Origin of the sequence: Fulvivirga sediminis, from assembly GCF_016757215.1 — a bacterium.
GTDB classification, from domain to species: Bacteria; Bacteroidota; Bacteroidia; order Cytophagales; family Cyclobacteriaceae; genus Fulvivirga; species Fulvivirga sediminis.
In genome coordinates this window covers 84,097-95,280 of record NZ_JAESIY010000015.1, presented here as the reverse complement: position 1 = coordinate 95,280, position 11,184 = coordinate 84,097, and the positions used below count along the sequence as shown (strand labels likewise).

12 protein-coding genes are annotated in these 11,184 nt (G+C 36.5%); 5 read left to right on the top strand and 7 right to left on the bottom strand.

The genetic code is table 11. From position 1 onward, the window contains the following. Positions 1-131: 131 nt before the first annotated feature. Genes JL102_RS21435 through JL102_RS21425 form a run of 3 tightly spaced genes read left to right on the top strand, consistent with a single transcriptional unit; the run spans position 132 to position 3,789 of the window. Positions 132-1,451 carry an Ig-like domain-containing protein gene (locus JL102_RS21435; RefSeq protein ID WP_202246519.1) on the top strand — a complete coding sequence of 440 codons (1,320 nt, stop codon included), beginning with the start codon at positions 132-134 and terminating at the stop codon, positions 1,449-1,451. Between the two features lie 39 nt (positions 1,452-1,490). Further along, the gene (locus JL102_RS21430; RefSeq protein WP_202246518.1) at positions 1,491-2,048 is read left to right on the top strand and encodes an RNA polymerase sigma factor; all 558 of its coding nucleotides are present in this window, start codon (positions 1,491-1,493) and stop codon (positions 2,046-2,048) included. Then, complete coding sequence (locus JL102_RS21425; RefSeq protein ID WP_202246517.1) at positions 2,032-3,789, top strand: putative sodium/potassium/calcium exchanger; 1,758 nt, start codon at positions 2,032-2,034, stop codon at positions 3,787-3,789. Before JL102_RS21430 ends, JL102_RS21425 begins: the two co-directional genes overlap by 17 nt. Before the next feature lie 119 nt (positions 3,790-3,908). On the opposite strand, the gene JL102_RS21420 is transcribed toward JL102_RS21425, so the two are convergent. From JL102_RS21420 to JL102_RS21390, 7 genes are all read right to left on the bottom strand, one after another. Further along, positions 3,909-4,817 carry a M43 family zinc metalloprotease gene (locus JL102_RS21420; protein ID WP_202246516.1) on the bottom strand — a complete coding sequence of 303 codons (909 nt, stop codon included), beginning with the start codon at positions 4,815-4,817 and terminating at the stop codon, positions 3,909-3,911. A 13-nt stretch (positions 4,818-4,830) separates the two neighbouring features. After that, entirely contained in the window at positions 4,831-5,310 is a 480-nt protein-coding gene (locus JL102_RS21415; RefSeq protein WP_202246515.1) for a DoxX family protein, read from the bottom strand. Between the two features lie 22 nt (positions 5,311-5,332). Then, on the bottom strand, positions 5,333-6,067 hold the full coding sequence (locus JL102_RS21410; protein WP_202246514.1) for an SDR family oxidoreductase: 735 nt from the start codon (positions 6,065-6,067) through the stop codon (positions 5,333-5,335). Between the two features lie 5 nt (positions 6,068-6,072). Continuing rightward, positions 6,073-6,417, bottom strand: coding sequence for a darcynin family protein (locus tag JL102_RS21405; RefSeq protein ID WP_202246513.1), 345 nt, complete (start codon positions 6,415-6,417; stop codon positions 6,073-6,075). A gap of 118 nt (positions 6,418-6,535) precedes the next feature. Beyond that, positions 6,536-7,126: a Crp/Fnr family transcriptional regulator gene (locus JL102_RS21400; RefSeq protein WP_202246512.1), complete on the bottom strand. Its 591-nt coding sequence runs from the start codon at positions 7,124-7,126 to the stop codon at positions 6,536-6,538. 314 nt (positions 7,127-7,440) lie between these two features. Then, positions 7,441-8,130 carry a LytR/AlgR family response regulator transcription factor gene (locus JL102_RS21395; RefSeq protein ID WP_202246511.1) on the bottom strand — a complete coding sequence of 230 codons (690 nt, stop codon included), beginning with the start codon at positions 8,128-8,130 and terminating at the stop codon, positions 7,441-7,443. After that, the gene (locus JL102_RS21390; protein WP_202246510.1) at positions 8,123-8,935 is read right to left on the bottom strand and encodes a sensor histidine kinase; all 813 of its coding nucleotides are present in this window, start codon (positions 8,933-8,935) and stop codon (positions 8,123-8,125) included. The genes JL102_RS21395 and JL102_RS21390 overlap by 8 nt, the downstream gene beginning before the upstream one ends. Before the next feature lie 218 nt (positions 8,936-9,153). Between JL102_RS21390 and JL102_RS21385 the strand changes: the two genes are divergently transcribed. Continuing rightward, positions 9,154-10,326 (top strand): metallophosphoesterase, encoded by a 1,173-nt coding sequence (locus tag JL102_RS21385; protein ID WP_202246509.1) that lies wholly within the window; start codon positions 9,154-9,156, stop codon positions 10,324-10,326. 96 nt (positions 10,327-10,422) lie between these two features. Continuing rightward, on the top strand, positions 10,423-11,064 hold the full coding sequence (locus tag JL102_RS21380; protein WP_202246508.1) for a 4'-phosphopantetheinyl transferase family protein: 642 nt from the start codon (positions 10,423-10,425) through the stop codon (positions 11,062-11,064). The last annotated feature ends 120 nt before the right edge of the window (positions 11,065-11,184 follow it).

Here is an 11,184-nt window from a genome sequence, read left to right as displayed (position 1 = left end):
ATAAACAAAACCAATCTAAATGTGCTTAATTTATTGTCCAGTTTTTTGTTGCAAATCCATATTCCAACCTTTTAGCACTTTGCATTGACATCATCTATATAGGCAAGACTTATTCATTTAAATCGCTTTCTATGTTAGTTAAAAATAAACTCATTTGGAGCATAATTGTCGTCCTTGTATTCTTTGGTTGTGATTCTTTTGAGGAAGATGTTTACCCTGATAAGAATCAGATAGATAATACTAGTGACGTAGTGATGTCTTTATCACCCGGATCACCGGTTGTTTTAGACTTATTGCAGTCTACACAACTTACTGGTAACGCTTCCATAAGTATTAGCGTGAAGCCAGTTCGAGGTACAGCGTCAATTACAACTACCGGATTACTTAAATATATTCCGAATCAGGATTTTATTAGTGGAGCAGACTCCTTAAAGTACAAGGCCTGTATAGATGTTGATTGTGATGAGAGTAAAGTCGAGTTCAGATATTCTGATGATGAGAGTACCTGTGTCACTCATGCGGTATATGATGAAGCTAATCTAACAGAGAATTCACTCATCATTGATGTATTGGCCAATGATAAAAACTGTGATCAGACCTTTGATATTGCTTCTTTGAAAATAGAAGAATCACCTGCTCATGGAACGGCTAAAATAACTGATGGAATAATACTTTATACGGTAACTGATGCCAATATGCAGACGGATCAGTTTATCTATGGCGTATCTACTGTAGAGAATCCTGATCTTTATAAATATGGGATAGTAGATATTATTAAAGAGGAAGTGATTCTAGTAGAAGCCAAGAATGACCTCTTTGAGTATACTTTTTATGAATATATCACTGAGCTTGAAGACTGGGGAGGAGCATGGGGAAGTGAAAAACCTCTTACTTTCTCATTAGAACAATTGCTTGCTAATGATGAACTGTTCAATATTCCTGCCTCTGAGTTCACCGTTACCATGTCCAATTCAATGATCGGATCTGGAAGCTATCAAAATGGTGTCTTTAGCTTTACTCCTTCAGCTCAGTTTAATGGTAGTGCAAGTTTTGAATATCAGATTTGCTATGGCAACAAGTGCTCTAGTGCCACAGTAAGCATCGCTGTGCCGGAGTATAATGATGGTCAGATTCAGGTCATAAATAACGTAATTACTTTTGATACCTGGGAGCAATTTGATCAGGCATTGGTAGATAATAACTCGAGCCTGAATTTAAGTATTAACGACATCCTTGGCAATGATGATCTTGAAGGTATCGCCTATAATCAGCTCTTTATCAGTGTCATAAAATCGCCATCTTTTGGTGAAGTGATTTATTATGATTTGGAATTATTTAAATACACACCAGATAGCAATTTCGAAAACTCTGGTGTGGATAGCTTTGATTATCAGGTGTGTTATGGGCAGGAATGTGTGGAAGGAACAGTAACTATTAAGGTAGGACAATAGTAAAACGATTAAGCGGCGTTAGTCCGTCTTATTTGGCTTATGAAAGAAGATTTGATAAAAGGTTGCAGAAAGAACAGTCGTAAAGCTCAGGAGGCTTTATATCGAGAGTATGCGCCTAAAGTTATAGGAATATGTAGGCGATATGCCACCGAGCGAGATGATGCCGATGACATCTTCCAGGAGGCTTTTATCAATATCTATTCTTCTTTAAAGAAGTCAAAGGAGGAGATTCAATCTCTGGAGGCATGGATAAGAAGGATCTCCGTGAATACTGCTATCAATTATTATCATAAGAATAAGAAATATGCAGATAATCTTTCTATTGATTATGCAAAAGGGCAGGATTATAACCAGGAGTATGAAAAAATACTCAGTAAACTAAGCATGCAAGAGCTATTGGAGTTGATATCTGATTTACCCCTGGGCTGCAAGCTTGTATTTAACCTGTATACTATAGAAGGGTATAGTCATAAGGAAATAGCGGAGAAGCTGAATATTTCAGAAGGCACCTCCAAGTCTCAGCTTTCAAGGGCTAAGAACATAATGAAGACAAAAATTAATCATTCCAATAAAGTAAGATATGAGTCAATCGCGTGAAGAGGATAAATTTGGGGGGCACTTTAGAGATAGATTTGAGAGTTGGGAAGATGCTCCACCTGCTGACGGCTGGCAAAAATTGAATAAGTCGCTAGATGCTGAAGATAATAGCAGAAAGAAATGGTATGCTTTATCTGTTGTGGCATTGCTACTGTTAATCGGAGGTGGGTATTATTTATTAGATTCTAATTTTATAAACATAGGCGGTGGGGCTACTACCACCGTGATGTCCAATAGCAACAATGATCTTCTGTTAGAGGATGTGTCAAATACCTCAGTCTCTTCCGATCAGGCTGACGGAGACATGCCTTCCTCGGACTGTGCTTCGGAGGAGAATGATTTTGCTAATGACAATATAAGCCTTCAAACTCAAAATGAAGGGAATGAAAGCCCAGAAAGTGATGGAACAGTTGGTGATATTCCAGGCAATGACAAAGGAAAAGCTGCTCAACCACCATCTGCCGAAGTGAATGAGTCTTCAATATTTCTGTCGAATAGTAGCAATGATGATAAAAACTCAAAAGGTGAGAAACGAAGCAAGTCAGGCATTAATAATACTAAGGCTAAATCTGAGAGATATACGCTTAATGCACAAAAAACAGTTAGAGGAGATGCTTATGCAGGGAATGAAAAAATCTTTTCAGAAAAAAGTGAGACGTCCTCAGAAAAGAAAACTAGCTCTGAAGAGGAGTTAGTGCCGGAGCTTGTAAATGATGCGAGTAAATCAGACGGAAGAAGAAACACGGCTGCCTATTTTGATTCAAATAAAACTAGCTCTTCCGCTGAAGCGGGTGCTTCTGAGCTCAAGTCTAGTAAAACCGGCAACAATGATTCATCAACATCGGGATTGGAAAAAGAGGATAAAAATTCTCCCATTATTTCGTATGAAGAAAACTCCGGTATTGCATCAGATGATAATCATAATAAAAATTCAAAAGAGGAGCAAACTATTGAAAAGAGTTCACCTCTTTCAATTCCAGATTCACTAGAGTCTGAAAAGACTGAAGAATTGAAAAAGGAAAAGCTAAAGGACGAAGAACTGAAGCAAGAAAAAGAAGAGCAAAACAAGGAGCTCAAGCATTCTAAATGGTCTTTGCTATTAGGGGCTGATGTTAATTATAGTTTTAAACACATAATCCCTCAAAATGACTTGCTTTATATTTCATCGGTAGATAATATGAATGAGCTCTCTTTAAAAAATGCGGGCTATGAGATTTCTCTATCAGCCAGATACAAGCTAACCGATCGAACTTCTATTTCAGGTACGGTGAGTTGGTTAAATACGAGAGATAATACTTCATATACTTATACTCCTTTGGTAGCAGATAGTGTTGAGGTAATCAATGTGTCTCCTGATTCTTTTGATGTAAACACATTTATGAATGTTTCTCATAATGAAGTCCAAAATAGCACTAATTATGTAGGGCTAAGTGTAGGCTTTCTTCATAAAGTAAGGCTTTTATCCGTTGAGAGAAGCCTTTTTGCCGATTTCCGACTTATGAAAGTGGTTTCTTCTAAAACTGACTTGAATAAATCTGGTCATTTATTTGACAGAAATAGTACCATAGGATCGGTGCAGGTAGGAGTAGAAAATCCGATTAATATTCACCGTTTTCAGATGATAATCTCACCTTATTTCGAACTGCCATTCTCTTCATTATATAGTAGTAAGTCGGTATATCAAATGAAGGGCTCTCGCGTTGGTGTCAGTTTGGGGATACCTTTAAATATTGGGCACTAATGTCTATGGTAGAAAGCTTAATTGAAGATCTGCTGAAATAAGGTGATCATTGAATAATAAGTAATATCTACTTTTCGGGGCAAAGACTTTGAGTGATGAAAATATGAATACTTGAATGTTTAATTTCTACTTATTACAGGGGAAATAGTTAATAAATGCCTTGAAATTGAGTTTTCTATTACGAAACGCATGCGTCTTATCTGATCATGGGTAAACATATTCATGCATATATCATCTGTGTAATCCATGTAATTATGAATCAGCACAGGTGAGGAATCGCAGATGTCATTAGATGTGTTTTTACAACTCCCTGTTCGGCTGGAAACGTAGGGAGTATCTTTACAATAATCATCATATTCAGTGCATTGTGCGTATTCTACTTTACCCCATAAATGCTCAAGACCTAAAAAATGTCCCATTTCATGAGTTAGAGATCGGCCCAGGTTTGAACCTCCTTCAACATCAAACTCACCAAAATGAGCGGTTGTAATCATGACGCCGGTAGTACCAGTGGTGTCTGAGTTGGTAAGACCGGGTAGATTGGCCCTGGGCATTGAAGCTTGCCCTAAAATAATATTAGGTTCAAATGGAAATACCCAGATATTCAAATATTTTGAATCATCCCAATAGGCATAATGAGGGAGGTAGTCAAAAAACCAACCACCTTCCTCAATATCATATTCTACTTCTTGAGCGTTCACTCTGGTTATGCCGTTCGTAGGTTGGCCTGATGGATCAATTTCAGCCAACCTAAATTCAATTTTTGCATCACCAGCTAATGGATCATTACTGTAACCTAATGTCCCTTTTTTCTTTCTGAAGTCGCTATTGAGAGTTTCAATCTGCTGAAAAATGCGGTCATTAGATAAGTTATTACCCATTCCTTTAGTTTCTCCATTATGAATAATATGCACTACCACGGGCAGAATATAAAGCTCATTACTATCTTCGATGATATCCTTTTCAGAGCAACTAAAGATGATTAAACTAATGCATGTGAGTACCAGCCTTCTAATCATACTTTTCATTCAATTACACTTACTAGAAAGACAGATGGGTTTCAACTAATGAAGTTTTGACAGCAGATAAATAAGTCCAGACAATAAAAATAATTTGCAAAGGCACTCTAAACCATAAATAGGTAAGGCCCTTACCATTCAGAGAGGCTTGCTGGAAATCAACATGATACATAGCCGCATAAATATTGGCCGGAAGGATGAGTATAAAGAATAAGATTAACAACCAACCTGTGATTATTCTATAGTGTGGTAATAACAGCCCAATAGCTGCAACAATTTCAATGATGCCTGTCAAATACACCAACTCAGTTTTGAAGGGTATGAAAGATGGTATCATCATACTCATACCTGTGGTGTAAGCAAAGTGAGCTATTGCGGTAAAGGCTAGCATAACAGCCATCGCTATTCTACCAGACAATGCTAAATTATAATTACCATTAACAATTTTATTGATTAAAATGGCAATGCAAAAGGTTATGATTAAAACAATTAAAGGTTTCATGGATTTACTGGTTAAGGGTTAATTATGTGGTTTTCATGATTTTATCTGACATTTTTGGAGATAGTCTGTGTATAAATTTCAATAATTTGGTTTTTCCGATGTAGATTTCAAATCTATCTTTCTCAAAACTCTTCATAAACTCCGCCACAAGTTCTTCTGGTTTGATTTTCGACTTACCTCGACCTGTTGTCATTGGCGTGTCCACCAGCGAAGGAATGATTTCGAATACTTTTACAGAAGTATCTTCTAGCTGATACCTAAGCGTCTTGGTAAAGCTGTGCAGCGCTGATTTACTGGCACAATATACTGCGGCAGATTGCTTTGGGGCAATAAATAGGCCGCTACTTACATTTACTATGGCGCTGTTTTTATTCTTTAGAAGAAGAGGAAGTAAGAGTCCTGTTAAAGTCATTGGTGCTTTAATGTTTACAGCTACCTCATAATCAATTTTATAAGTGAGATCTGGCTCACTTATAAAATCATAATTGTATTGAACAGCAGCATTATTAATCAGAATGTTGATCTCAGCGTGTTGCTGTTCAATAAATACTATCAAATCATCCAGTGAACTTCTATCAGAGACGTCACCCTTAAAAGTTATGATATTTGGAAAATTAGCCTTTATTCGGTCTAACTTTCCCTGATTACGGCCTGTAATAATCACTTTATTACCTAGTGATAAAAACTTCTTGGCCAAAGCGAAACCTATGCCTGAAGAGCCTCCTGTGATTAGAATAGTGCTACCTGTAATAATCATGGCTATTACTCTTTTAAAAGTTCGTTAAAATCCTCAAACATTTCTTCCTGACCTACTATAATATCTTTGATATCAAAGTAAGGAACTCCATACACCTTGGTGTCGCGTAGCATTTCTATCATCAGTTTGTACTCGTCTAAATCCGAGGTAGTGATGATCATAAAGTCTGAAACAGAGGCGTGAAAATATTCACTGTCAAACATTCTGATGTTTACTGTTTTAGCAACTTTATAAAAAATTGGATTTAATTCTTTCTCAAGAAACTCGCTTCTTTCTGTTCTCGACAATGAAAGCCAGTCAGGGGTGGCATTCATTAATACCAAAATGGTATAAGGTTTTTGCTTTTCCATTACATTTTGTTTTTGATGTCCATATGCTGACGCGCATATGAACATGATTAGAATTGTTATTTTTTTCACTTTGCTTTTTTTTATAAAAGTGAAAAAAGGAGAAGCAAATTGCATTTACCTAGGTTGATAAATGCCTGGCACGTGACATTCTTTTTCTAATACGGCTCAGTTGCGTAGGAGTAATGCCTAAATAGGAGGCGATGTGATACTGCGGTATTTGCTGTTCCAGATGAGGAAATTCCTTCAGAAAGATCTCATATCTGCTTTCTGAGTCTAGCAAAACTAATTCTATTTCTCTCTTTTCTTTTTGCACAAAAAAATGTTCTGCCAGCACTCTCCCTGCTCGTTCCAGATCGTGACAAGATTGATAAAGCTCTTTAATGGCAGTATAATTGGCTACCAGAAGTTTACAGTCCGTTAAAGCTTGCTGATATATTTGGTTAGGTAATTTTGTGATAAGTGAAGCATAGCCACCAATAAAACAGGGACTGATAAAGAAATGCTTGTTGTATTCAACGGCTTCATTGTTTCTATAAAACGCTCTCACAATTCCATTTTCCATGAAGGCTATTTCCTTGGCCGTTTGCCCTTCTTTAATGAAGTATTCGCCTTTTTTTAGAGTTTTTGGAGTAAATAATAATGAAAGTTTATCCCAACTCTCATCTGATAGAGGGGTTAGTTGGTTGAAGAATTTTTTTAATTCGCTCATGCTATAACATGTATATATTCTTTTATGACTTTGAAATATATAAAAATTTGACTTATTATTTTAATTTGTTTTGAATGTTTATGATTTATGTAAAAGGGGTGAATGTGTCAGGCAAGATTCAATTCGCCTATGATAAAACACTGTCCAGTGATATAAGCAGATAAAGCAACTTGGCTTGAGAAAAGCGTATATGACAAAGCATGCAGGGTTTGAAAAATTTATGACAGTGCTAGAGCGACTAATATTGTAAGTTATGGTAGATATTACACTTACAGCAATTTAGGTATAACTTAATGTTTCATTAAATAGAGAGCCTACCTCTTCAAAAAAATCTCAATCTGTGGTTTAAACAGCTTGCCTATAGGGATAATGTGATCATCTATGGTGATGATATTGCCGGTTATACTGTCAACCTTTTCTTTTGATATGATGAATGATTTATGAACCTGTATAAATCGGCTGTCGGGTAATTTTTGGAGTATTTCTGATATTTTAGTTCTGGTCAGCAATTGGCTGTTCTCTAGGATTACTTTGCAATAATTGCCTGATGCTTCTATGAAAAGTATTTCATTGAGCTTTACCTGGATATGCTTTTTATCTTCATATAGAAAAATGTGATCCGTCATTGGTGAGTCATTTCCGGTAAGGGGAGTGTCGGTTTGAAGCGCTTTGTTCACGGCTTTTAGAAAACGCTCAAAGCTAAAAGGCTTAAGGAGGTAATCTATAACATCAAGTTCATAACCTTCTACGGCATATTCCTGGTAGGCCGTGGTAACTACGATTTTTGGAGGCTTAGCAAGTGATCTCAAAAAATCAAAGCCTTTGAGCTGCGGCATGTTGAGATCTAAGAAAATCAGGTCAACGGAGTACTTTTTTAAATATTCCAGCGCTTCAAAAGCATCGTAGCACTGCGCCGCCAATGATAGATAAGGAAGCTTATCACAGTAACTTTTTATGATCTCATGGGCTACTGGCTCATCGTCTATAATCAGGTATTTATCCATTTTTTAATTCTAAAAAGGCCTTATAAATGGCTGTTTCATCATTGAGTAACAGCTGGTGTTGTTTAGGATAAGCCAAGGCTAATCTGCGTTTGAGATTTTTAATACCGATGCCAGGTTGAGCTTCTGTGCCATCAACCGCATAATTATTAACTATTTCAAATTGAATAATTCCTTTGTTCACTTTTAACTTCATATTAACGAATGCATTATCTCGTAATGTTTCTACGCCATGTTTAAAGGCATTTTCAACCAAAATAATAAACGTCAGCGGCATAATTTCCATCTTATCATCATCGGTATCTACACTAAAACTCACCTCCACTTTTTTGTGATACCGTAATTGATGGAGCGCAATATATTGCTTGAGATAATTTACTTCATCGGCTAGCAGTACACTCTTTTTCTCTCCTTCATATATGCCATAACGCATCATTTCCGAAAGGGTAAGAATAAGCTTTTTCGCTTTTTCTGTATCCTGATCGACTATGCCATACAGATTGTTGAGCATATTGAAAAAGAAGTGCGGATTCACTTGTCGCTTGAGATGTACAAGCTCATTTTTTTCTATTTCGTTTTTTAGCGTGAAGACTGATTTCAGTTGTATCACTACCCAGATTATGCCCGCTACTAAAAGAAGCGCGTAGTAAATAATTACTGTAAACCCGACAGCTGCGGAGTAGTCTCCCAGAAAAACCACTGATTCTCGGCCCAGAAATATGATTTCATAAGTAGTGATCCCAAGCGGAACTGCTATGCTTATAAATATCAATACTTTCAGTACGAGCCAATAATTCTTTTTCAACATCAAGCTGCAAAATAAGGAGTTTGACTAAAAGGAGATAATTTTTGTGACCAACAGCCGCTTTTTAATCATGAAAACCTTCAATCTGGTTTTCAACTGAAAAAAGGCGATGTATTGATTGTTTACCCTTGAAGTCAGGCAGATCATCACATTAATTCTTTGTCAACCATCATCTTAAACAGCTTTGTAGCGGTAAAATAATCGTATTAAACTTATTTGAAATGAAAAGAAGAATTTTTCGTTACCTAAAGCATGTTGGCCTTACATTTTTGTTGATTTTGGCCATTCTAATTCCAGTGGGCATTTATCATGGTGCTCAACTATCATATGGCCATAATAATGCGCGTATCAATCTTAATGGTGAAGGGCCATATGTTTTTTATCAAAGCGACAGTGTTTTACAGGCCTATTATATTCGTGGGAATAAGGATGAAGGTTTTTATTTAGATACTACTCAGTATCAGCATAACGAGCCTATTCCTGCTCAGGTGTTTTTTCCTTTAGATTCTACATATTTCAACTTCACCATAAATGCGAAATTCACATCACCTGAAAGTGTATATAGTGATGATCAGCAGATTATAGCTATATCTGATATTGAAAGTGGATTTAAAACTTTCCGAGATTTTTTAATTCATAATAAGGTGATTGATGAAGGTCTGAACTGGATTTTCGGTAAAAATCACTTGGTGCTTAATGGCGATTTTGTTGATCGGGGTTTTTCAACAACTCAGGTGCTTTGGTTTATTTATAAGCTGGAACAGCAGGCCAAAGCTCAGGGAGGAACGGTTCATTTTATACTAGGGAACCATGAGCTAAAAAACATGTATGGCGATTATCAGGCTTCCGCTTTAAAGTACACTTTTGTGGCCTCTATTTTGGGTAAAACCCAAGCTGATTTACTTGGAAAGAAGTCAGTGTTGGGCAGGTGGCTTTCCAGTAAAAATGTGATGGAATTGATCAATGGAAACCTTTTTGTTCATGGTGGGCTGCACCCAGATCTGGCGGATATGGATTTGAACATAGAGCAGATCAATCGTTATTTGAGGTCTACCTATTATACCGCTCCTTATCCTAAAGTACAAGCTAACGAGACAGAAATGCTGATTTCTTCAGCTAAAGGGATATGTTGGTATCGCGGTTATTTTAAGGAAGACCTTGAGCAGGCAAATGTTGAGTCTCTGTTAAATACATTTAATGCAGAAAGGATAATTGTAGGGCATACCTTGCAACATAAAGTGAAATCTTTTTATGAAGATAAAGTCATTGGTATTGATGTGAAGCATGCTAAAGATTATCACAAAAACTGGCCACAATTCGGTTCAGAAGGTCTTTTGATAAAAGATAATAATTGTTTTAGGCTATTAGAGGATGGAGAGAAGGTGGACTTGTAAAGTGAATAGCTTTTGTTTCGTCTCTTTAAAATGATATTTTAATGGATTATAATATTAATTTAGAGTAGATAAATGATAAGGTAATATTGAGAACGAATGACGTATTTATTTTTTGCGGTGTTTGATCAACCTTTAGAGGATGAGAAGTTTCAAGCACTTTTGAGGCTACTACCCGTTGATCATCATGAAAAAATATTAAGGTATGTGATGTGGCAAGATAGGCATGCTTCGCTCTTCGGGAAGTTATTGTTGCAAAAAGGCCTTGAGAAATTTCATTATAAATCTCCACTGCACTTGGAGTATTCACAATATTCAAGGCCCTATTTGCCTGATTTTACAAATTTGGATTTCAATATATCACATACCAAGAAGGCTGTGGCTTGTGTTATTTCTGATTGTAGAAGGGTAGGAATTGATATAGAGGAGATATCAGATATTAAAATATCAGATTTTAAGAACCAATGGACTGATACCGAGTATCAAAATATCTTTGAGGCCGAGGATTCAAAGGTGGCATTCTTTAATTATTGGACTAAAAAGGAAGCGGTATTGAAGGCCGATGGAAGAGGGCTAAATATCGCCCTAAACCAAATAGATGTTACAGGTTATGCAGTTTTGGTAGAGGGTAAAACATGGCATTTGAAAGCTTGTGACTTGATCAAGAATCATGTTACCCACCTATGTAGTGATATACCTATTGATGAAGAAGAGGTGGTGGTAGAATCAGTTATCTTTTAGACATGAAGCCTTTCTAACTTATAACCTTAGGATTGAGGAAAAGAAATAGGTTTTGGCTAGCTCATTTATTAGTAGCAATAATCTCCAAACAAGGCTTTTATATTTTACGATATGAAGAGT